Here is a 21,928-nt window from a genome sequence, read left to right on the forward strand (position 1 = left end):
CCGGATAATTCACGGCATGGAAACCCGATGGAAACCCAGCGTCACCGTGGCCGCGATCATCGAGCGAGACGGCCGTTACCTGCTGGTGGAGGAGCACACCCCCGAAGGCCTGCGCCTGAACAACCCGGCCGGCCACCTGGATCCGGGTGAGAGCCCGGCCCAGGGCGTGGCGCGCGAGGCGCTCGAAGAAACGGCCCATCCTTTCACACCCACTGCCCTGGTCGGCGTCTATGTTTCGCGCTTCCAGCGCGAGGCCAGCGGCGAAGACATCACGTACCTGCGGTTTGCGTACTGCGGCGAGCTGGGTTCGCAAGAGCCGGACCGCGCACTGGACGACGGCATCGTGCGCACGCTGTGGATGACGGTGGACGAGGTGCGTGCCTGCGCACCGCGCCACCGCAGCCCGCTGGTGCTGCGCTGCATCGAAGACCACCTCGCCGGCCAGCGCTATCCGATGGCGCTGGTGCAAACCGATGCCTCCGTGTTTGCCGGACTTCGCTGACTCCAGTCCTGGAAGTCACAGCGATTGCGTGCGCGGTGGCCCGATCTCCACGCGGTTCGGTGAGCTCTGCTTCACCGCGACAACCCGGCAGTGACAACCGGATCGCGCTGCTTCACGCTGCGCAAAACCCCGTGTCACCTAGGGTTTATCTGGACTGCACGCGCGCGCCACCTTGCCTAGACTGATCCCTACCCTGTAGGGTATTCATCGATCAAGGAGCCAAACCATGTCCATGCCCACCATGCCCCGTCGCCGCGAAATCCTCCACGCCAGTGCCGCCGGGCTGGCCGTTTTTGTGGCGGGCTGCGCTTCGGTGCCCACGGGGGCAAAACCGAGGGTGGTGGTGGTCGGCGGCGGCTGGGGTGGACTCGGTGCGGTGCGCGGGCTGCTGGAAGGAGGGCACGTGGCAGTGACCATGGTCGAGCCCAACGAGGCGTTCATGTCCTGTCCGCTGAGTGCGCACTACATCGCAGGCTTTCAGCCAGCCTCGGACTTTCAGCGCAGCTATCAGAAGGTCGACCAGCTCGGCGTGAAGCGGGTGCGGGAACGGGTGCTGGAGATCGACCGCGTCAAGGCACAAGTCATCACGGCCACGCAACGGCTGTCGTACGACTATCTCGTGCTGTCTCCAGGTGTGGACTACATGGAAGAGAGCATCCCAGGTTACGCAGAGGCACGTGCCCAACTGCCCGTGGGATTCCGCGCCTTCGAGCAGATGGCGGTGCGCAAGCAGGTGGACGAGTTCCTTGTCAATGGGGGCAACTTCGTCATCGGCACGCCCAAGCCACCCTACCGCTGCCCGCCAGCCCCCTACGAGCGCGCGTTCTTGATTGCCGAACAAATGCAGCAACGCGGCACCAAGGGCAAGCTCATTCTGGTGGACGCCAACCCCAACCCGATGCCGCCACCGATCGCCAAGCCCATCCTGAACGCCATGAAGCAGCTCTATCGCGACCAGATCGAGTACATGCCCAGCGTGGATATTCAATCCATCAACATGGGTACGCGGAAGCTGGCCACCACGGCGGGCGAAGTGCCTTTCACACACGCCAACATGATACTGCCCATGCGCGCACCTGACCTGATACGGCAGGCGGGCCTGGGTGAGCGCTGGGCGTCGGTCAAGCTGCCCAGCTTTCAGAGCCGGGCCGACGAGCGCATCTTTGTGATTGGTGATTCACAAGGTTCACCGCTGCCAAAGAGCGGTCACGTGGCATTCGGTAGTGGCCAGCAAGTGGCTGAAGCCATTGTTGCCCGCATACTTGGGCAGTCTGCGCCCACCACCCAGGAAGCCGCCGAACTGCCCATGGGCATTTGCTGGGCCAGCGTGACGCACAAGGAAGCCATCAACATCAACGTGCGCGGCAGCGTGCTGCCGGGCGAGGCGCCTAAGCTGAGACTGACGGTGGACGAGCAACACAACGCTCGCTCAGGAGCCGCAGCAGTGAGCTGGGGTGAAGGCATGTGGAAGGCGATGCTGGGCTAGTCAACATCCCGCACAGAGCCTTATTAGTCGCTGCCGGAGACACGCCCGCGCAGCGCCTTGATCTGGCCTCGGTTCACCTTACCATCCACGCGGCGGCGTTGTGAGCCCAGCGTCGGTCGGGTGGCCTTGCGGGCCTTGGGCACGTGGGCCACGCTGTCGATCAGCGCCTGCAGCCGCGCCAGCGCGTCGGCCTTGTTCTGCTCCAGGCTGCGGCTGGTCTGTGCCTTGATCACGACCACCCCTTCTAGTGTGATGCGCTGGTCGCTCAGAGCCAGCAGCCGTTGCTGAATCGCTTCGGGCAGCGACGAGCCGTGGATGGCAAAACGCAGGTGCACTGCGTTGGACACCTTGTTCACGTTCTGCCCGCCCGCACCCTGGGCACGTATGGCGGTGAACTCCACCTCGGCTTCGGTGATGTGATGCGCACGGGTCTTCATGCGTTCAAGTCTGGCACAGCCGCCGGACCGAGGCACGGGCAATCAGTAGCGTTCCTTGATACCGGTCACCATGGCCTTGACCAGGCGCGTGCGCTCCAGGCGACCCATCACCAGCGCGGCCGCCGCGTGCAGTCCGGCCGATAGCATCAGGGCGTTCGCCAAGCCTTTGTGGAGGTTCTGCAGCCATTCCTCGCCAAAGTAGGTGTCGGTCCCCTGCAGCCAGCCCGTGAGCCCCAGCGCGAGCACCAGCGACATGAGTGACAGCATCATGAGTGCACCCAGCGGGTTGTGCCCCGCATGCGGGTCGGGTCGGCTGGCCAGCAGGGCCTGCACATGATGCTTGAGGCGAGACGGCGTCGGAAAGAAGTCCGCAAAGCGCGCATGGTGCGAGCCGACGAACCCCCATACGATGCGCGCCGACACCAGCGCGGCGGCGAAGTAGCCCACCCACTGGTGCGGGCGTTCACCCTCCTCCAGCAGGAAGTAGTTGAGCAGCACACACGCCACCAGGGACCAGTGGAACAACCGCACGAACCGGTCCCAGACTGGGTGCTGGCCTTCGTGGAACGATGCGGGGCTCATCGGTCCGCCCCGTCTTATTGCGTGACTTGCGCGCCGGTGGCGGGATCAAACCAGTGCTCGACCTTCTTGCCATCCTTCATACCGTAGATTTCGTAGCACTGGCCTTTGTTGACCTTGAAGGTCTTGATCGTGTAACCCTGTGCTTCGACGCTCTTCTTGAACGCGGCTTCGGGCATCCATTTTTCCTTCGGTACGCTGCACGAGGGCTCGGCCAGGGCCAGACCGGCAACTGAGATGAGGGCGGCAGCGATAACAATCGATTTCATGAAACATCCTTTTCAATAGCAACCCAGCAAGTGCTGGTGAGTGCATTGGAGGGGTGCTGGATGAAGCGGAACTTAATTGTCCCGTGTGAAAGTGCTTCTATTGGTGAGCGTCTCGCTGGCTCCGTCGCTCTCGTCTTTCAACGCCAAGCCGCTGAGTTGCAGTGCCCGCGCGCGGGTCAGCAGGGTATACAGCTTGTGCGCGGCGCGCTCAGGTGATAGCCCCGCTTGGCGCACATTGGAAATGCAGTTGCGTTGTGCGTCGGTTCGACCCACACGCGGCGCCCAGGTGAAGTACACACCCAGGCTATCCGGCGAACTCAGTCCCGGGCGTTCCCCGATCAGCACCACTGAGCAGCGCGCGTACAGCAGCTCGCCCACCTCGTCACCCACGGCCACGCGACCTTGCCGCACCAGGGCCACCGGTGCCAGGAGCCAGCGCTGCGCAGGGTCGCCCCGCAGCAAGGGCAACAGGTGCGCGAGCAGCGGCACGGCGTGCTGATTGACAGCACGGGACGAAAGACCATCGGCAATCACGAACACCAGATCGGCAGGCGGGCAAGCAGGTCGCGGCTGCAAGGCCTGCCACCGATCGCGTGACGGTGCATCCAGGCGGCGGCCCCAATCGGGCCGCTGCAAGTAGGCCTCGCGGCTGGGCGCGGCGCTGCTCAGCACCGCCGGCACAAGGCCCAGCGCCTCCACGGCTGAGGACACAGCCGCCTCGTCAAGCGTTGCGTAGACCGCGTCGCGCGCCTGCGCATGCGCCAGCTGAAACGCCAGATGGGCCGCGGTGGGCTGGCTGTGGCCAGAACGCCCCAAGGCGATGCGGGCGTCTGTGAAGCGGCGCAGACCACCCCAGTCGGCCGGCGTCACCAGCGGCGGGACAACTGCAGGTTTCACCCGGCCTCCAGTCGGCGCACGGCCGCACTCAACGCAGGTGGAACGCGGCCCGACAGGCGCAGCGGCTCACGTTCACCGCCTGGCTCGGCGATGCCCACGCGCAGCAGCCAGGCCTCGAACTCGGGCGCCGGGCGCAAGCCCAGCAGCTGGCGCATCGCCAGTGCGTCGTGAAACGAGGTGCTCTGGTAGTTGAGCATGATGTCGTCGGCGCCCGGTACCCCCATGACGAAATTGACGCCCGCGACACTGAGCAGGGTCAGCAACACGTCCATGTCGTCCGAGTCGGCTTCGGCATGGTTGGTGTAACAGACGTCGCACCCCATGGGCAGGCCCATCAGCTTGCCGCAGAAATGGTCTTCCAGCCCGGCGCGCAGGATTTGTTTGCCGTCGAACAGGTACTCCGGTCCGATGAATCCCACCACGCTGTTGACCAGCAGCGGCTTGAAGTGGCGCGCCACCGCGTATGCGCGGGCTTCGATGGTCTGCTGGTCGCAACCATGGTGCGCGCCAGCGGATAGAGCGCTGCCCTGGCCGGTCTCGAAATACATCACGTGCGCACCTCGGGCGCCATCGTCGAACAGCGCACCGCGCTTCTGCGCCAGGGCCGCACAGCGGGCCTCGTCGAGCAAAGCGAGGTCGATGCCGAAGCTGCGGTTGGTGGCCTCGGTGCCGCCGATGGACTGGAACACCAGGTCGACCGGCGCGCCCCGCTCGATCGCCTGCAGCGTGTTGGTCACGTGGGTGAGCACGCAGCTCTGGGTGGGCATGTCGTAGCGCTGGATCACCTCGTCGAGCATCGTCAGCAGGCGCACGACCTGCGGCACATTGTCGGTCGCCGGGTTGATGCCGATCACCGCATCGCCGCTGCCCATGAGCAGGCCGTCGATCAGGCTGGCGGCGATGCCCGCCATGTCATCGGTCGGGTGGTTGGGCTGCAGCCGCGTTGACAGGCGCCCGCGCAGGCCGATGGTGCCTCGAAAGCGGGTCACGACCGAGCATTTGGCAGCGATCAACGCCAGGTCTTGCACCCGGCACAGTTTGCTCACCGCCGCCACCATCTCGGGCGTGAGGCCGGGCGCGAGCGCGTGCAAGCTCACTGCCTGCGCCGCATCGCCGAGGAGCCAGTCGCGGAAGTCGCCGACCGTGAGGTGGGCCACCACCGAAAAGGCCTCCGCATCGTGGTGGTCGACGATCAGGCGCGTGACCTCGTCGGCCTCGTACGGCACCGCGGGCTCTTGCAGGAACTGCGCGAGCGGTACCTCGGCCAGCGCCATTTGTGCCGCCACCCGCTCGGTCCGGTCCTCGGCGGCAACGCCGGCCAGCTGGTCTCCCGAACGCAGCGGCGAGGCTCGCGCGAGCAGGGTCCGCAGGTCGTCAAACCGGTAGCGGCGCGATCCGATGCTGTGCGCGTGGCCCACGTCGCCCCCTGCGCTCAGACCGCTGGCTGGCCGCGCTGCGGCCCAGCGCGCCAGAGCAGCAGCAGCGCCAGCAGGGCCGACGCCACCATCAGGAACAGACTCACCGCGTTGAGCACGGGTGTGGCGCCCTCGCGCATGCGCCCGTACATCAACACGGTGAGCGGCGAATCGGAGCCGACCAGCATCAGCGTGGTGTTGAAGTTTTCGAACGACATCAGAAATGCCATCGCTGCGGCGCCGATCATGCTCGGTCGCAGGTAAGGCAGCGTGATGGTCCACAAAACGGCCAGGCGGCCCGCACCCAGGTTGAGCGCGGCCTCTTCCAGCGTGCGATCGAAGCGGCGCAGGCTGGCCGAGATGGTGAGGGTGGCGATGGTCACGATGTAGCTGAACTGGCCCAGGATCACCAGCGGCAGGCCGGGCCGCAGGAAGTCCAGCTCCAGGCCCCAGGTTTCGTCGGCGAAATTGGCGATGCGACTAGCGAAGGCGAGGATGGAAATGCCCAGGATCACGCCGGGAATCACCAGCGGCAGCATCGCCAGCAAAGCCACCGCGTTCTTGCCCGGGAACTCGAAGCGCTCCAGCAAGAATGCGTTGCAGGTACCCACGCCAACCGAGAGGACGGTGACCCACAGCGCCACCCAGGCACTAGTGGCGATGCTGCCGAGCAGTTCGCGGTCGTGCAGCAGGCCGGTCCGCTGCTCACTTTGTGCGGAGAACCAGTCCAGCGTGAACCCCATCCAGGGCGGCGTCGGATAGGGCGCGTCGTTGAATGCAAACACCGCGACCACCACCAGCGGCACGAACAGGAAAACGAAGAAGCCGAGCACGAAAATGCCCAGGCCAAAACGCTGAATGGCGGGTCGCGGCAGACTGGGGATCACGTCTTCATCACAGCGCCAAAGCGCTGCCCAGTGATCTTCAGTCCGGCCCACACCAGCGCACTGGACAGGAACAGCAACAGAAAGCCGAAGGCCGCGCCCTGGTTCCAGTTGAAGCGGGTGATGAACTGGGTGTATATCTGCTCGGTGAACCAGAGTGAGTTCTTGCCCCCCAGCAGCGTGGGCGTGAGGTAGTTGCCGAGGCAGAGCATGAAGACCACGATGCAGCCGGCCGCGATGCCGGGCGCGGCGTGCGGAATCACGATACAGCGCACGATGTTGGCTGTGCTGCCGCCGAGATCGTAGGCGGCTTCGATCAGGCTGTCATCCAGGCTCTCCAGGCTGTTGACCAGCGGGATGACCATGAACAGCAACGAGGCGTAAACCAGACCGACCAGGATGGTGGCGTCGCGGTACAGCAGCTCCACCGGGTGGTCCGCCAGCCCCACCGCCTGCAGAAGGCCCGAGACCACGCCGGTCTCGCGCAGCAGGATCAGCCAGCCCAGGGTGCGCACCATCTCGCTGACCCAGAAAGGCAGCAGGCACAGCACCAGCAGCAGCATCTTGGTCTGCCCGCGCGCGACCTTGGCGATGTACCAAGCGGCAGGGAACGCCAACAGCAGGGTGAGCGCCGTCGCCAGCACCGAGATGACCGCCGTGCGCACAAAGGTGTTCCAGTACAGCGGCTCTTCCCAGAACGTGCGGTACTGGTCCAGGCTGGCCGCGTACTCACCTGGTCCCACGCGGGCCTGCAGTGACAGCAGCAGCAACTCCACGTGCGGCAGTATCACCAGCCCGGCGAGCCACAGCAGCGCCGGCGCCAGCAGCAAAGCCAGCATCCAGCGGCGGGTGGTGGCAAGGTTCATGGCGTCAGGCCGCAAAGCACCAGGCTTGCGCGGGCTGGTAGGCGAAGTTCACCGCCTCGCCGGCGCACAGATCAGACAGGCGACCGGTCAGCGGCAGGGCGATGTGCAGCGGTGCCTGACTGCGGTCTTCCAGCACCTGCACGGTGGAATTGCCTCCATCGAAGAGCACGCTCTGCACCTTGGCGCTCCAGGCTGGCTCGCCTGCCGGCAGGTCGATCGGGCTGCGCCCGATGTCGATGGCTTCGGGGCGGATGAACAGCGTGGCCGACTGCCCGGCGTCCACGTTGCCCACGCGCTGGGCCCACAGGGCCAGACCGCCTGCGCTGCGCAGCAGCACCTGCTCGCCCTCGCGCTTCTCGATCCGGCCCTCGAAGCGGTTGTTGTTGCCCACGAAGCCCGCCACGAAGGCGGTCTGGGGTTGGTAATACAACTGCTGCGGGCTGCCCACCTGCTCGAAGCGGCCGTGGTTCATCACCGCGACCTGATCCGACATCACCAATGCTTCGGACTGGTCGTGCGTGATGTAAACGAAGGCGGTACCCACCTCGGCCTGCAACTGCTTGAGCTCCACCTTCATGTGCTCGCGCAGCTTGAGGTCCAGCGCGCCCAGTGGCTCGTCGAGCAGCAGCAGCGCCGGCTCCAGCACCAGCGAGCGCGCAATGGCCACCCGCTGCTTCTGGCCTCCCGAGAGCTGGTCGATGCGCTTGTCCTCGCTGCCCGGCAGGCCGACGCGGCGCAGCATGTCGCGCACCCGGTCCCTGGCGGTGGCGCTCTTCATGCCACGGCGCTCCAGCCCATAGGCGATGTTCTGGCCGACGTTCATCATGGGAAACAGCGCCAGGTGCTGGAACACCATGTTGACCGGCCGCCGGTTGGGCGGCACGCCGCGCATCGAAGCGCCCTTGATGCGCAGGTCGCCCGCATCGGGCTCGATGAAGCCCGCCACCATGCGCAGCAGCGTGGTCTTGCCGCAGCCCGACGGGCCGAGGATGGAGAAGAAGGACCCACGCTTCACCTCGAAGCTCAGGTCGTCGACCGCCACAAACGCCCCATAGCGTTTGCTGACCGACCGGACCTCGAGATCGGGAGCGGCGAGATCGGCGGTGGCCGACATCGGCACCGCGGGGGCTTACTTGGCGGCCTTGACGCGGTCGAGCACGCGACCTTCGATGTCTTCGATGCCAGCGGGAACGGCCGGGTACCACTTGATGTTCTTCAGTGCGGCTTCAGGGAAGCTCTCGGCGAACTGCTGCTTGAGCTTGGCTTCCATAAGCTGGTCGGCGCCTTTGCTGGCGGTGAAGTTGCCTGCCGAGCCGGCCACCTTGGCCGCGATCTCGGGCCGCATGTTGAAGTTGATCCAGGCGTACGCGGCTTCGTCGTTGCGGCCTTTGGCGGGTATGGCGAAGGTGTCGACCCAGCCCAGTGCACCGGACTTGGGCGCCACGAACTTCACATCCGGATTGGCTTTGTTGAGCTCCCAGCCGCCGGTGTCCCACATCATGGCCGTGGTCAGTTCGCCCGAGCGGATGCCGGCCAGCAGCTGGTCCTTGCCGTCCCAGTAGAACTTGACATTCTTCTTGCATGCCATGAGCTTGTTGCCCATTTCATCCATGAGCGCAGCGTAGGCCTTGGGGTCGTTGTAGAGAGCAAACGGGTCCTTGCCCGAGGCGAAGGACATGGCGATCAGTGTCGGCCGCTTCAGGCGCATGCTGACTTTGCCGGCATTTTCGGGTGCGCACAGGTCTGCGTAGTCAGTGGCCTTGGAGGTCTTGGTGTTGACCACCAAGCCATCGGTTCCCCAGATGTGCGGCAAGCCGTAAACCGCGCCGGCCACTGTCGTGTTTTTCTTCGTGGCTTCCAGCATGGACGGAATGAACAGATCGGTCTTGATCTTGCTCATGTCCATTGCCTTGTAGATCTTGAATTCGGTCTGCGGGCCCGCGATACGGTCCTGGCTGGGCTGGGCGAGATCGAAGCCGGCGCCCGCGGTGGCGCGCAGCTTGGAGATCATTTCTTCGTTGTTCGAGGTGGTCACCTCGACCTTGTAGCCGGTCTCTTTGGTGAATTGCTCCACGACTTCTTTGGGTGCGTAACCGCCCCAGGTCAGCAGTCGCAGGGTCTTGTCCTGGGCGTGGGCGGCGCCCGCCGCCAGCATCAAGGTGGCCAGGGTGATTCGAGTCAGGACATTCTTCATGAGGACACTCGCTTTCGTGGGTTGGTGTGACAGAGAGACGAAGAATTCACCCGGGTCGGGTACGACACGGGTGCTGGGGCTGCTCGCGCAGAATCGAGCAAAGGCCAGATTAAGTCAAGTGTGTGAAAACCCCGTGACGGTGATGCCCGTCGGGTGCACAAAGGTTGGATTGCCCCGCTCAACCGCCTGCGCTGCCTCTGGCCTGTCTCGTGGCCTCGCCCAGAACAAAACTGTCCATGGACAAGGCGCCATGGACCACACCACCAGACAGGCGCCGAGCAGCGCCCTGTTTTGGGTCAACACCTGCCGCGCCCGCTGCCACGAGCAAGGGCCAGAAATGCTCGAGCGTCGGGTGGGCCCGACGGGCATGGGGTGCCTGGTGCATCGCGTCCTGCAGGCGCTCGTGATCCTGCGCCACCACCGCCTCGGCGATCCATTGGGCGAACTCGACCACGTAAGGTTCGGCGTCGGGGTCGTGAAAGCGCACCTCGCGCAGGTTGTGGGTGAGGCTGCCGGAGCCGACGATGAGCACGCCCTCGTGGCGCAAGGGAGCGAGTGCCTGTCCGTACGCGTAGGCCCCGGGGCCGTCAAGCTCCATTGGCATAGACACCTGGAACACCGGCACATCCGCCTGTGGATAGAGAAAGTGCAGCGGCACCCAGGCGCCGTGGTCCAATCCCCAATCCGGATCGGCCTTCGCGGGCCAGCCAGCTGCGCGCAGTTGCGCCAGCGCCCGACGGGCCAGCGTTGGCTGACCCGGCGCGGGATAGCCAAGCTCGTAAAGCGCCGGATCAAAGCCACCAAAATCATGCAAGGTCTGCGCCGCCGCCGTGGTGGCCACGCGCGGCTCGAGCGTCATCCAGTGCGGCGAGACCACCAGCACGGCGGCGGGCCTCGGCAGCTGCTGGCCCAGCGCGGTTAGCGCTGGGCCAGCGGTGCCCGGCTCCAGCGCAAAGCTGGGCGCGCCGTGGGAGATGAACAGGGTGGGGAGACGGGACACTGCGGATTCCGGAGAGTGGCATGAAGCTGCCCACTGTAGACCCGCTGGGCTGGTTCGGCGTTCAGACGATTCCCTCTCGGCGTTCAACAACGTTGAAGCATCGCTGGTTGTTGTCCCGGGCGCCAGAGCGGACTTTCTGGGCCAGCGGGATAATCCGAGCATGACGTACAGACAGCGTGTGGTGGTGGGCTTGAGCGGTGGCGTGGACTCCGCGGTGAGTGCGCACCTGCTGAAGGCGCAGGGCTTCGAGGTCATCGGCATCTTCATGAAAAACTGGGAGGACGACGACAACAGCGAATACTGCTCGTCCAACGTCGACTTCGTGGACGCAGCGGCCGTGGCCGATGTGATCGGCATCGAGATCGAACACGTGAACTTCGCCGCCGAATACAAAGACCGGGTGTTTGCCGAGTTCTTGCGCGAGTACCAGGCGGGTCGCACACCCAACCCCGACATCCTGTGCAACGCCGAGATCAAGTTCAAGGCCTTTCTCGACCACGCGATGCGCCTGGGCGCCGAGAAAATTGCCACCGGACACTACGCCCGGGTTCGCGAACGAAATGGCGGCTTTGAGCTGCTCAAGGGTCTGGATCCGCTGAAGGATCAGAGCTATTTCCTGCACCGGCTGAACCAGACACAGCTGAGCAAGACGCTGTTCCCGGTGGGTGAGCTGCCCAAGACCGAGGTGCGCCGCATCGCCACCGAAATCGGCCTGCCCAATGCCAGGAAAAAAGACAGCACCGGTATCTGCTTCATCGGCGAGCGCCCGTTTCGCGACTTCCTCAACCGCTACATCGCCAAGGAACCAGGCCCGATCAAGGACCCCAGCGGACGCACCATCGGGCAACACGTGGGCCTGAGTTTTTACACCCTGGGACAGCGCCAGGGGCTGGGCATTGGGGGGATCAAAGACAAGGGCGCGCAAAAAGGTGGCAACGAACACGCGCCCTGGTTTGTCGCGCGCAAAGACATCGAGAAGAACACACTGTGGGTCGTTCAAGGCCACGAGCACCCCTGGCTGATGTCGCCCGCGTTAAGCGCGCAGGATGCCAGCTGGGTGGCGGGCCACGCGCCGGCCGCCGGCGGCATGGCCGCCAAGACGCGCTACCGCCAGGCCGATGCACCCTGCACGCTGGAAGCACCCGACGACCAACATTTCACCCTGCGCTTCAGCGCCCCCCAGTGGGCCGTCACACCCGGGCAGAGCGCGGTGGTCTACAACGGCGAGGTCTGCCTGGGCGGCGGCGTCATCACCACGGATGCCACCACGAGGTTCTGAGCGGACATCCTGCGCGGAAGGCGGCTATCGAAGCCATTGAGAATGCCAACGGCTGCCTTGACATATCGCAAGCGGTGAACTCCCAGGGGTATGGATACTGAGGCCACTGATCAAGAAATTCTCTCGATCGACCGTTTCAATAGCCAACCCCAAAGGAGTTCACCATGGACAACGCCGTCACCACCTTCCCTCACCTCAACGAGCCTGCCCCGGCCTTCAATGCCAAGACCACCCACGGTGACCGCACACTGGCCGACTACAAAGGCAAATGGTTGATCCTGTTTTCGCATCCGGCTGATTTCACGCCCGTCTGCACCACCGAATTCATCGGCTTCCAGAAACACGCCGACACTTTCCGTGGCATGAATTGCGAGCTGCTCGGCCTGTCCATCGACAGCCTGTATTCGCACCTGGCCTGGACGCAGAGCATCAAAGAAAAATTTGGGGTCGAGATCAGCTTCCCGATCATTGAAGACATCAAGATGGATGTGGCCCGCGCCTACGGCATGGTGCACCCCGGTGCTGCCGACACACAGGCCGTGCGTGCCACCTTCTTCATCGACCCCAACGGCATCTTGCGCGCCATGGTCTATTACCCGATGAGCAATGGCCGCAGCATTGAAGAGTTCGTGCGCCTGCTGCAAGCCATGCAGACCAGCGACAAGAACGCCATTGCCACTCCCGAAGGCTGGACGCCCGGTTGCGACGTGATCGTGCCGCCACCCAAGACCGCCGAAGCCTTGGCCAAACGCGCCAGCGAAGGCTACAAGACGGTGGACTGGTACTACTCGACCAAGTCGCTGTAAGAGACCCGTGACCTCAGCTAGGGCCCACCTCAGGAGGTTGGGCCCTTCTTTCCTTGACTGCCTGGAGTTGCCCACCATGACCGCCTCATCGCGACTGCACGTTGAATCCTTCTTCGACCCCGCCACCTTCACCTTCAGCCACATCGTCTGGGATCAGGCAAGCGCCCAGTGCGCGCTGATCGACAGCGTGCTCGACTACGACCCCAAATCCGGCCGTACCGACACGCGCAGCGCTGACGGCCTGATCGCTCGCGTCAGGGAACTGGGCCTGAGCGTGCAGTGGCTGCTGGAGACCCATGTGCACGCCGATCACCTGTCCGCCGCGCCCTACCTGCAAGAGCAGCTTGGCGGTCAACTGGCCATCGGCTCGCACATCACCACCGTGCAGAACACCTTCGGCAAACTGTTCAATGCGGGCAGCGAGTTTGCGCGCGACGGCAGCCAGTTCGACCGCCTCTTCCATGACGGCGATCATTTCACCATTGGTGGCTTGCAAGCTGTGGCCATGCACACACCAGGGCACACGCCAGCCTGCATGACCTATGTGGTGCGCGACCACAGCGTGGACCCGTTGCGTACCGTCGCCTTCATCGGCGATACCCTGTTCATGCCCGATTACGGCACTGCCCGCTGCGACTTTCCCGGCGGCGACGCCGCCACGCTCTACCGCTCGATACAACGCGTTCTGGCTTTACCCGACAACACCGAGCTCCACCTCTGCCACGACTACCCGCCGAGCGGGCGCGAGCCCCAGAGCATCACCACCGTGGCAGAACAGAAAGCGAGCAACGTGCACCTCCAGGACGGCACGAGTGAGACTGCTTTCGTCGAGATGCGCCAACGGCGCGACGCCACCCTGGCCATGCCGGTGCTGATCCTGCCCTCGGTTCAAGTCAACATGCGCGCCGGCCATATGCCTCCCCCGGAGGACAATGGAATGACCTACCTGAAGATTCCGATCAACGCCGTCTGATCCACCAGGAGCACCAGACCAGACCAGCAGCGTTGCGATGCCGCCCCGCCCATGAAAAATCCGTTGGCCCAATGGCTGCCCATCCTGCGCTGGGCACCCCACTACCGCGCCGAGCTCTTCACCGCTGACGCCGTGGCCGCCTCGGTGGTCACGCTGATGCTGATCCCGCAAAGCCTGGCCTATGCCCTGCTGGCAGGCATGCCGCCGGAAGCCGGTTTGTACGCCAGCATGGCGCCGCTGGTGGTGTATGCGCTGTTCGGCACCAGCAACACGCTGGCCGTGGGCCCGGCGGCAGTCACCTCGCTGATGACAGCCGCCGCGCTGGGTAGCGTGGCCGCGTCAGGCAGCGTGGGTTACACCACCGCTGCGGCGCTGTTGGCGCTCATGAGTGGTGCCATGCTGTTCGTCATGGGCGCACTGCGCCTGGGTGTGGTGGCCAACTTTCTGAGCCACCCGGTGATCTCGGGCTTTGTGTCGGCTTCCGGCCTGCTGATCGCAGGGAGCCAGCTCAAGCACCTGCTGAACATCCCCCTGCAAGGCCAGACGTTGCCGCAGATCCTGCTCAGCCTGTGGCAACACATCGGTCAATGGCACGGTCCCACGGTAGCCATCGGATTCGGTGCGCTGGGTTTTCTGGTGTGGGTGCGGCGCTCGCTCAAGACTCGGCTGCGCGCACTGGGCTTCGCCCCTCTGGCGGCAGACGTGCTCACCAAGGCGGCTCCGGTGCTGGCGCTGGCCGTGACCACCCTGCTGGCCTGGACCCTGCGGCTGGACGAAGGCGGGCTGCGCGTGGTGGGCACGGTGTCTGGCGGCCTGCCACCGCTCACGCTGCCGGTGATGGATGCCACGCTCTGGCCACAGCTGCAACAGCTCGCCACCGCGGCGCTGCTGATCAGCCTGGTGGGCTTTGTCGAGTCGGTGTCGGTCGGCCAATCGCTCGCAGCCAAACGGCGCGAACGCATCGAGCCAGACGCTGAACTTCGCGCGCTCGGCGCGAGCAACATCGCTGCCGGGCTCACTGGCGGGTTCCCCGTCACGGGCGGTTTCTCGCGCTCAGTAGTGAACTTCGATGCCGGCGCGCGCACCCCGGCGGCTGGCGTCTTCACCGCGGTCGGCCTGCTGCTGGCGGCCTTGCTGCTCACCCCAGCGCTGCACTACCTGCCTCAGGCCACACTGGCCGCCACCATTGTGGTGGCCGTGCTCACGCTGGTGAATTTCGGTACGTTTGCACGCACCTGGCGCTATGCGCGAAGCGACTTCACCGCGCTGGCACTGACCTTTGTGCTGACCTTGCTGGTTGGCGTTGAAGCCGGTCTGATCGCAGGTGTGGGTGCTTCGCTGCTGCTGCACCTTTGGCGCACCAGTCGGCCGCATATTGCCACGGTCGGCCTCGTGCCCGGTACCGAGCACTACCGCAATGTCCTGCGCCACGCGGTGGAAACCCACGCCAAAGTGCTCGGTCTGCGGGTCGACGAAAGCCTGTACTTCGCCAACGCGCGTCCGCTCGAAGACCACGTCGCCGCCCAAGTGGCCGCGCATCCGCTCATCGAACACGTGGTGCTGCAATGCAACGCGATCAACGCGATCGACGCCAGCGCCCTAGAAAGCCTGGAAGCGATCACGCTGCGGCTCAAGGACGCGGGCGTGAAGCTGCACCTGAGCGAGGTCAAAGGCCCGGTAATGGACAGATTGCGGCGAAGCGATTTTCTCGACCACCTGACGGGCCAGGTTTTTCTCACCCATCATCAGGCCGTCACCGCGCTGACCGCGCCGTCAACCTGAGGATACTCAGGCTTTTCGTCGCAGCAGCCGCACGTGCATGGGCCGCACGAATGCGGCACCCTGCTCACCACTATGCGGCTCGAAAGCGGCGCGCACCCGCGCCAGCATCGCTTCGTCGATGCGGTGATCGGCAAAGCTGGGGTACATCATGCGTTGGGCAAAGTCGTCGAAACTGGCGAAGCGCAGCGCTTGCGCAAAGCGTTTTTCGGCCACGGCTTCCCAATGCTGGCCTTGTGACAGCGCACGATCGAGCGCGGCCTGAGCAGCAGATCGAACGACGCCCTCATCGTTGTACAGGCGCACCAGCTCGTTCAAGGCACCGCCGTAGATCGGCTCGGACACATACAAATGGCCACCCGGTCGCACCACCCGCGCCACCTCGTCGAGCGCCTGATCCATCGCCGCCATGGGCACATGGTGCAAGGACTTCAGCATGAGGGCGAGATCAAACGACACACCGGGAAGCGGTACCGCCTGAGCGCCCGCGGCCAAAAACACCAGGCGGTCTTGTGGCGCCGCCAGGTTCTTGGCGTGCTGCAGGGCGTCGACCTCCAGACCGGTCACGTGGCACAGCGGCCAGCGCTGCAACAAGTCGCGTGCAAGCCGCGCAGCGCCGCAACCCAGCTCGATGATGGCCTGGGCCTGCAGCGGCACCAGCTCGTTGAGCACATCAAGCTCGTTGTTCTGGATCGGCAACTGATCAGGGTTCAAACAGCTTGAATTCATTGGGAGACTCTGCTCGGGAAAAAGTACCACTTTGTGTGTTTTCATGGATGCCCGTCAGAGTATCAATGAACATCAGTTCCTTGCCATTCACCCAATGAATTCTTGACATGAAGAAGCTGATCACATTGGGCGCCGCAGCGCTGCTGGTGGCGGGCGCGGCGCAGGCCGAAAGCCTGTTTGTGAACATCCACAGCGGCAACGCCATGGCCCAGGGCGCCGGTCTGGTGCTGGCCGGCCAGGCGCTGGAACAGAAAGCCAAAATGCGTGTGCTGCTGTGCGACGCGGCGGCGGATACTGCCGTGTTGGGCAAAGAGCTGCCTAGACTCAAGCCTCGCGATGTCACGCCACAGCACATGCTAGAAGGCCTGATCAAGGGTGGTGCTGCGGTGGAGGTGTGCGCACTCTACCTGCCCGACACGGGGCTCAAGGCCAGCGACCTGATTTCCGGCGTGGGCGCGGCCAAGCCCGCTGATGTGGCGGCCCACTTGCTCACGCCGGGCATGCACACGCTGGGTTTCTGGGCGCCGCCAATCCCGCACACAACGGCGCCTTCCGGGCGCCGTTGTGCATTCAGGACTGACCGAAGCTCTCGGGCATCTGCACCGCCACCACTTCACCCCGCGCGGTGGCCACGCCACCGGCGAACACCGTGGTGTCCACCACCACTTTGCGGCCTTTGATCTCTTTCACCTTGCCGCGAATTTCCAGTTCAACCAGCGGTGTGGGCTTGAGGAAGTCCACGTGCAATGAACCGGTGACGAAACGGAACGGGGGCAGAGAATCGAGGTCGCGCCCCGCTTGTCGGTACATGGCCGCCGCCGCAGTCCCGGTGCTGTGGCAGTCGATCAACGAGGCGATGAGCCCGCCATATGCGAAGCCCGGCACCGAGGTGTGGAACGGTTCGGGTTGAAACCGGGTTACGGTTTCATCGCCTTCCCAGACCGTCTTGATCTGGTGGCCGTGCGTGTTGTGGCTGCCGCAGCCGTAGCAGTGCGATACGTTTTCGGGATAGTGGTCTTGGAATGCGTCCATGGAGGGGCTCCTAAAGAGTGGTGGTTGATGGAAATCCTATGGCGTGAGCCCCAGGGCGCCTCGCAGGCTCTCGGCGCTGGCGGCGTATTCCACCGCGACGACCCGACCAGCCTCCAGTCGGATCAGCGTCACCGCGTCTTCCTGGCGCGGCCAGTCTGTCAACCGTTTTTCATCGAGCACCACACCCACCTCAAACGGCTGTTCACGGAGCGAGGGCAGCGCAAACGTACGCGTGATGAACCCGGGCATCTTGCTCATGTCGGCCAGGTAGAGCGCATGGCGCGCGGCCAAGAAACCCTTGGGTTGCTGCCCCAGGACTTCCATTGCGAGATTGGAAGCCTTGCGTCCGGCTGCGAACAGCAACAAACGGGTGTTCGCAGTGATGCGCCAGGTTTGCCCGTGCTGGTCTTGAACGAGTACGGACGGCATGATCTGACCCGTCGTGGGCGGCTCGGCCCATGAGGCGACGGGCATCGCGATGGCGCAAGCGACGAGCAGAGACTGGATATTCATGATTTAAAAAGGAGCGTAAAGAAAGGGAAACGATCGCCGGCGGCTGTCATTTCCGCGCACTGAGACACACCAATGGGTGCCATGAACAGGTTCACCCAGGTGCATGGGCCAGCCCGTCCGGGTTCCTCAACGGGCCATCTGGGCGGGGCATCCACCTTGGCTTTCGGTGTTCACCATGTGGTCGGCCATTTGGGCGAAGGTGTGGATCAGGCCGTCACGCAGATCGGTGTCGATGACCTGCTCGTTGAGCGCTTGTGTCATGCAGAGCATCCACTCGTCGCGCATGCGCTGGTCGATGGCATAGGGCGCGTGGCGCATGCGCAGCCGCGGATGGCCCTTTTTGGCGATGTAGAGCGAAGGCCCGCCGAACCAGCCCGACAGGAACTCGAACAGACTTTCTGCGCTGCCTGCCAGGCTCTCGGGGTGGAGCTGCCGAACTGCATAGGCCTCGGGCAGCGTGTCCATGAGCTCATAGAAGCGATTCACCAGGCGATGCAGCGCTGGCGCTCCACCGAGCGCCTCATAAGGCGTAACGGTTGTTTGAATGGTGGTCATCGGTATTTCTTCAGGTAAGCACCTTCGAAGAACCGCTTGGCCCAGTGGAACAGGCGGGTCGAAGGCAGGATGATCTGGCGCTTCGCGTTGCGAAAGACCAGTGTTCCGTGATCAATGGCGTCGATGATGCAAATGAGCTCGACCTTGAAGGTGGCGTGAGGCGTGTCGCCGCGCAAACCCGCCAGCAGGTTTTCCGCGGCGGCTGCCGCTTGCAGGTCGGCCATGTGGGCCTGCTTGGGCATCCAGTCCGGACCTGGGAAGCTGCCCGAGTCACCCACGACGTAGACGTGCTCGGTCCCGGCGACACGGCACTGCGCATCGGCCTTGAGCAGGCCACCCGGTGATCTCGCCAGATCAGTCTGATCGAACCAGGCGTTACCGGTCATACCGGGCATGAACAGGATGAGATCGGCCGGGAACGATCCGCCTTCGGTCAGCACGCGATTGAATTCGAACCCCTTCATCTTGTGACCCAGGCGCGTGCGGATGTCGCGACGCTCCATCTCGTCGAGCAGGTGCTGCACCGCCTTGGGGCCGAGCCGGTTCCCGGGTTCGTTGGACGGATTGAAGAACACCAGCTCGAACTTGTCGCGCCGGCGTTCTCGCCGCAGTTGCTCGTCGATGCCGAAGAGAAACTCGAACATCGGGCCACCGCGCACCGCGCTGGGTTCGTTCGGGTTGCCGGCAAAGCCCACGGCGATGGTGCCTCCCTGCAGGGCCTGCAAACGATCTCGGATTTTTTCGGCAGCCGCAATGCCTTCGCAAGGCGTGATGGCGTGCTCGATACCGGGCAGCTTCTTGATGAAACGCCCGCCGCTGGCGATCACCAGGGCGTCGTTGGGAATTTCACCACTGGTGGTGTCCACCAGACGACCGCCGTTGCGCAGACCGGTCACCTCGGCCGTCACGTGGCTTACGTTCATGCGCTGGAAGAAATTGTCCAGTGGCACGATCAGCTGTTCGCGTGTGCGCAGACCGCTCGGAATCCAGATGATGCCGGGCAGGTAGTGCAGCTCGGCACGGGGTGCGATCAGCGTGATCTCGGCCTGGGTGTCGCGCCGACGGATTTCTCGAACGCTGGAAAGCGCGCCAAAGCCGGCGCCGATGATGGTGATGCGGGAAGGGGATGTCATGCGTTGAAGGCTCGTGGTGTTGGCGCGATTGAGGCGCTGTCCTGCAATGCGGTCACGCGCGCCAGATAGGTGTCGCGCGAGGTCGCGGCAAAAAAGGGGTGCCAGCGCCGCTGCTCGTGCACCGTGGTCACGGCGCGAGAGTGGCGTTCGTGGCCAGCGAACAGCAGCGTCTCGTCAGGCAGGGTGAAGATGCGTTGCGTCACGCTGTCCCACAATGCCTCAGGTTGCGCGGGCTGGGGCTGGTGCGGGCAGGCGTCCACCGACAGCAGGCCGCCGCAGAACACGCGATCGCGCCAGATGAAGCTGATGCAATCGGGCGTGTGGCCAGGCGTCGCCAGCACCCGCAGGAACTCGTTGCCGAACGGCAACAGCTCGCCGTGCGACACAGTGTGGGCGCCGGGCCGCGCCTCGCCCTGGATCACCGGGGCCTCCAGCTGGCCAAGCGAGGAAAACTCCAGCGGATGCAGGCCATCGTGATGGTGCGTGCGCAACACCCAGCGCAGGCGCAGGCCACGCTCAGCCAGCAGAGCCTGCAGGACCGGCAGGTCCGGGCCGTGCGGGTCCACCACCACCGCCTCGCGCGCCTCGACATCGGCCAGCAGGTAGCTCAGCTCGCTGCGGCGCTCATCGTGCAGGATGCGAAACAGCACTTCAGGGCTCCCAGCGCAAAAGGACGAAGCTCGGCACGAACCCGGCACCGCGCATCCAGATGAAAAACCACATGATGTTCTCCGGCAAGAGTCAGGCCGCGCCGGGGCCATCCTCACCAATCAGCAAGGTGCCGTCGGCCAGGTACTGGTGTGGCGGCACCACCAGGTTGGTGGGCGCTGGTTTGTTCCTGAACACGCGGCCTGCGAAATCAAAGGTCGATCCATGGCAGGGGCAAAAAAAGCCACCCTTCCAGTTGGGTGGTACGCTGGCATTGGCCGTGCCTTCGGGCAGGGTCACCGGGGAACATCCCAGGTGGGTACAGATTCCGACGGTCACCAACAACTCGGGCTTGATCGAGCGATGCGCATTGGTGGCATAAGCGGGTTGCTGTGGCTTTTCAGAATAGGGGTCGGCCAGTCCCTGCATGTCCTCCAGGGTGGTCAACATATCGGGTGTGCGGCGCATCACCCACACGGGCTGGCCTCGCCATTCAACGGTTTTGACTTGCCCGGGTGCCACCACTGCGGGATCCATGGACACGCTGGCGCCCTGTGCCTTGGCGCGCTCGCTGGGGGCAAAACTGGACACGAAGGGCATCGCCACAGCCGCTGTGGCGGCCACGCCCATGGCACTGGAGGCCAGCAGCCAGGTGCGGCGCTGCGGGTCGCCGGGTGTGATGGGCTGAGGAAAAGTCGGGACGGTTTGCATGTCTGGCTCCTTGCCTTGTGACCGGCGGGCGGGTGAGTTGGCGACGAAGCGCGCAGTGCATCGTGAGCAATGCGCTACGTCTTCAGCGCCAGGCGCAGCAGCATGGCCACGACCAGCAGCGAGCCGATGCTGGCGGCCCAGATACCGGCCATCCAGAGCAGTCGCTTCCACAAAGGTTGCAGTGGCTCATCGGGGCGGGTGATGCTGATGTCCGGCCAGCGGAAAAAGCGGTTCTTCATGCGTGGTACCCGTCCGCATTGACCTTTCCGCGGAATACCCAGTAGGACCAGGCGGTGTAGCCCAGGATCATGGGCAGAACCAGGGCTGTTCCCCAGAGCATGAAGATTTGCCCGCTTCGATCGGTGGCCGCGTCCCATATCGTCACGGCGCCCGGCACGATGTAGGGAAACACGCTGATGCCCAGGCCGACGAAGCACAGCAGGAAAATGCCCAGCGTCAGCAGGAATGGGGCAACCTCATGGCCTGCCCTGAGGCTGCGCACGAAAGCCGCGCTGGCCAGCGCCACCAGGATGGGTACCGGTGCCACCCACAGGATGCTGGGCCAGTTCAGCCAGTTGCTGAAGTAGTCTGCGCTCAGAAACAGGGTCGCAATGCTGACCGCGACGATGGCGGCCAGGCTGGCGCCACCCAGCCACCAGGCCATGGCCCGGGCCTGGCGCTGCAGAGCGCCTTCGGCCTTCATCACCAGCCAGGTGGATCCCAGCAAGGCATAGGCTGCCACCACGCTCGCGCCGGTGAGCAACGAGAAAGGTGTCAGCCAGTCCCACCAGCCGCCGGCGTACGCCCGTCCGCTGATGGCCACCCCCTGCAGCAACGCACCCAGGATGACGCCCTGCGAGAACGCGGCGAGCAACGATCCGCCTGTGAACGCGAAATCCCAGAAACCCCGGTGCGCAGGATCGCGCCAGCGGAACTCGAACGCCACACCCCGGAACACCAGGGCCAGCAACATCGCGATGATGGGTGCATAAAGGGCGGAGAAGATCAGGCCGTAGGCCAGCGGAAAGGCCGCCAACAGCCCGCCACCGCCCATCACCAGCCAGGTTTCGTTGCCGTCCCACACGGGCGCGATGCTGTTCATCGCGGTGTCCCGGTCGTGTCCCACCTGGAAGGTGTTGAAAAGGATGCCGATGCCCAGGTCGAAACCGTCCAGCACCACATAGATGAAGACGGCCACCACAATGATGAGGGCCCAGATGATGGTCAGATCGATGTTCATG

26 protein-coding genes are annotated in these 21,928 nt (G+C 64.4%); 6 read left to right on the plus strand and 20 right to left on the minus strand.

Features of this window, described 5'->3' with window-relative positions; genetic code table 11:
- Positions 1–16 precede the first annotated feature (16 nt).
- A complete protein-coding gene (locus GPT34_RS10895) occupies positions 17–502 on the plus strand; it encodes an NUDIX hydrolase (RefSeq protein ID WP_291012139.1) in 486 nt (161 codons plus the stop codon).
- Positions 503–728: 226 nt separating this feature from the next.
- Complete coding sequence (locus GPT34_RS10900; RefSeq protein WP_291012141.1) at positions 729–1,988, plus strand: FAD/NAD(P)-binding oxidoreductase; 1,260 nt, start codon at positions 729–731, stop codon at positions 1,986–1,988.
- A gap of 23 nt (positions 1,989–2,011) precedes the next feature.
- Here GPT34_RS10900 and arfB read toward each other — a convergent pair whose 3' ends face one another.
- The 10 genes from arfB to GPT34_RS10950 form a co-directional block, all read right to left on the minus strand.
- The gene (gene arfB / locus GPT34_RS10905) at positions 2,012–2,425 is read right to left on the minus strand and encodes an alternative ribosome rescue aminoacyl-tRNA hydrolase ArfB (protein ID WP_291012143.1); all 414 of its coding nucleotides are present in this window, start codon (positions 2,423–2,425) and stop codon (positions 2,012–2,014) included.
- A 42-nt stretch (positions 2,426–2,467) separates the two neighbouring features.
- Complete coding sequence (locus GPT34_RS10910) at positions 2,468–3,007, minus strand: cytochrome b/b6 domain-containing protein (RefSeq protein ID WP_291012145.1); 540 nt, start codon at positions 3,005–3,007, stop codon at positions 2,468–2,470.
- 14 nt (positions 3,008–3,021) lie between these two features.
- Positions 3,022–3,273 carry a PepSY domain-containing protein gene (locus tag GPT34_RS10915; RefSeq protein WP_291012147.1) on the minus strand — a complete coding sequence of 84 codons (252 nt, stop codon included), beginning with the start codon at positions 3,271–3,273 and terminating at the stop codon, positions 3,022–3,024.
- A 72-nt stretch (positions 3,274–3,345) separates the two neighbouring features.
- Positions 3,346–4,170 carry an ethanolamine ammonia-lyase subunit EutC gene (gene eutC, locus GPT34_RS10920; RefSeq protein WP_291012149.1) on the minus strand — a complete coding sequence of 275 codons (825 nt, stop codon included), beginning with the start codon at positions 4,168–4,170 and terminating at the stop codon, positions 3,346–3,348.
- The gene (locus GPT34_RS10925; RefSeq protein ID WP_291012151.1) at positions 4,167–5,588 is read right to left on the minus strand and encodes an ethanolamine ammonia-lyase subunit EutB; all 1,422 of its coding nucleotides are present in this window, start codon (positions 5,586–5,588) and stop codon (positions 4,167–4,169) included. Before GPT34_RS10925 ends, eutC begins: the two co-directional genes overlap by 4 nt.
- Positions 5,589–5,602: 14 nt before the next feature.
- Positions 5,603–6,472, minus strand: coding sequence for an ABC transporter permease (locus tag GPT34_RS10930; RefSeq protein ID WP_291012154.1), 870 nt, complete (start codon positions 6,470–6,472; stop codon positions 5,603–5,605).
- The gene (locus GPT34_RS10935; RefSeq protein WP_291012156.1) at positions 6,469–7,335 is read right to left on the minus strand and encodes an ABC transporter permease; all 867 of its coding nucleotides are present in this window, start codon (positions 7,333–7,335) and stop codon (positions 6,469–6,471) included. Before GPT34_RS10935 ends, GPT34_RS10930 begins: the two co-directional genes overlap by 4 nt.
- Before the next feature lie 4 nt (positions 7,336–7,339).
- Positions 7,340–8,449, minus strand: a complete 1,110-nt coding sequence (locus GPT34_RS10940) for an ABC transporter ATP-binding protein (protein ID WP_291012158.1) — start codon at positions 8,447–8,449, stop codon at positions 7,340–7,342.
- A 15-nt stretch (positions 8,450–8,464) separates the two neighbouring features.
- Positions 8,465–9,529 carry an extracellular solute-binding protein gene (locus GPT34_RS10945; protein WP_291012160.1) on the minus strand — a complete coding sequence of 355 codons (1,065 nt, stop codon included), beginning with the start codon at positions 9,527–9,529 and terminating at the stop codon, positions 8,465–8,467.
- 178 nt (positions 9,530–9,707) lie between these two features.
- Positions 9,708–10,529, minus strand: a complete 822-nt coding sequence (locus tag GPT34_RS10950) for a class III extradiol ring-cleavage dioxygenase (RefSeq protein WP_291012162.1) — start codon at positions 10,527–10,529, stop codon at positions 9,708–9,710.
- A 160-nt stretch (positions 10,530–10,689) separates the two neighbouring features.
- On the opposite strand from GPT34_RS10950, the gene mnmA reads away from it, so the two are divergent.
- From mnmA to sulP, 4 genes are all read left to right on the plus strand, one after another.
- Entirely contained in the window at positions 10,690–11,808 is a 1,119-nt protein-coding gene (gene mnmA / locus GPT34_RS10955; RefSeq protein ID WP_291012164.1) for a tRNA 2-thiouridine(34) synthase MnmA, read from the plus strand.
- Positions 11,809–11,972: 164 nt separating this feature from the next.
- Positions 11,973–12,614 carry a peroxiredoxin gene (locus GPT34_RS10960; protein WP_291012166.1) on the plus strand — a complete coding sequence of 214 codons (642 nt, stop codon included), beginning with the start codon at positions 11,973–11,975 and terminating at the stop codon, positions 12,612–12,614.
- 76 nt (positions 12,615–12,690) lie between these two features.
- Complete coding sequence (locus GPT34_RS10965) at positions 12,691–13,587, plus strand: MBL fold metallo-hydrolase (protein WP_291012168.1); 897 nt, start codon at positions 12,691–12,693, stop codon at positions 13,585–13,587.
- Between the two features lie 51 nt (positions 13,588–13,638).
- Positions 13,639–15,369 (plus strand): sulfate permease, encoded by a 1,731-nt coding sequence (sulP, locus tag GPT34_RS10970; protein ID WP_291012170.1) that lies wholly within the window; start codon positions 13,639–13,641, stop codon positions 15,367–15,369.
- A gap of 6 nt (positions 15,370–15,375) precedes the next feature.
- On the opposite strand, the gene GPT34_RS10975 is transcribed toward sulP, so the two are convergent.
- From GPT34_RS10975 to cydB, 10 genes are all read right to left on the minus strand, one after another.
- Positions 15,376–16,080, minus strand: coding sequence for a class I SAM-dependent methyltransferase (locus GPT34_RS10975; RefSeq protein WP_291012172.1), 705 nt, complete (start codon positions 16,078–16,080; stop codon positions 15,376–15,378).
- Positions 16,070–16,300: a hypothetical protein gene (locus GPT34_RS10980; RefSeq protein WP_291012174.1), complete on the minus strand. Its 231-nt coding sequence runs from the start codon at positions 16,298–16,300 to the stop codon at positions 16,070–16,072. The genes GPT34_RS10975 and GPT34_RS10980 overlap by 11 nt, the downstream gene beginning before the upstream one ends.
- Before the next feature lie 365 nt (positions 16,301–16,665).
- Positions 16,666–17,127, minus strand: a complete 462-nt coding sequence (locus GPT34_RS10985) for a PaaI family thioesterase (RefSeq protein ID WP_291012176.1) — start codon at positions 17,125–17,127, stop codon at positions 16,666–16,668.
- 36 nt (positions 17,128–17,163) lie between these two features.
- Positions 17,164–17,640 carry a hypothetical protein gene (locus GPT34_RS10990; protein WP_291012178.1) on the minus strand — a complete coding sequence of 159 codons (477 nt, stop codon included), beginning with the start codon at positions 17,638–17,640 and terminating at the stop codon, positions 17,164–17,166.
- Positions 17,641–17,766: 126 nt separating this feature from the next.
- Positions 17,767–18,195 carry a group II truncated hemoglobin gene (locus tag GPT34_RS10995; protein WP_291012180.1) on the minus strand — a complete coding sequence of 143 codons (429 nt, stop codon included), beginning with the start codon at positions 18,193–18,195 and terminating at the stop codon, positions 17,767–17,769.
- On the minus strand, positions 18,192–19,328 hold the full coding sequence (locus GPT34_RS11000; protein WP_291012182.1) for an FAD/NAD(P)-binding oxidoreductase: 1,137 nt from the start codon (positions 19,326–19,328) through the stop codon (positions 18,192–18,194). The genes GPT34_RS10995 and GPT34_RS11000 overlap by 4 nt, the downstream gene beginning before the upstream one ends.
- Positions 19,325–19,978, minus strand: coding sequence for a hypothetical protein (locus tag GPT34_RS11005; RefSeq protein WP_291012184.1), 654 nt, complete (start codon positions 19,976–19,978; stop codon positions 19,325–19,327). Before GPT34_RS11005 ends, GPT34_RS11000 begins: the two co-directional genes overlap by 4 nt.
- Before the next feature lie 91 nt (positions 19,979–20,069).
- Positions 20,070–20,687: a ubiquinol-cytochrome c reductase iron-sulfur subunit gene (petA, locus tag GPT34_RS11010; protein WP_291012186.1), complete on the minus strand. Its 618-nt coding sequence runs from the start codon at positions 20,685–20,687 to the stop codon at positions 20,070–20,072.
- Between the two features lie 74 nt (positions 20,688–20,761).
- Positions 20,762–20,926 carry a DUF2474 domain-containing protein gene (locus GPT34_RS11015; RefSeq protein ID WP_291012189.1) on the minus strand — a complete coding sequence of 55 codons (165 nt, stop codon included), beginning with the start codon at positions 20,924–20,926 and terminating at the stop codon, positions 20,762–20,764.
- Complete coding sequence (gene cydB / locus GPT34_RS11020; protein WP_291012191.1) at positions 20,923–21,927, minus strand: cytochrome d ubiquinol oxidase subunit II; 1,005 nt, start codon at positions 21,925–21,927, stop codon at positions 20,923–20,925. Before cydB ends, GPT34_RS11015 begins: the two co-directional genes overlap by 4 nt.
- Between the last annotated feature and the right edge of the window lies 1 nt (position 21,928).

This window comes from Hydrogenophaga sp., assembly GCF_011390835.1.
GTDB lineage: Bacteria > Pseudomonadota > Gammaproteobacteria > Burkholderiales > Burkholderiaceae_C > Hydrogenophaga.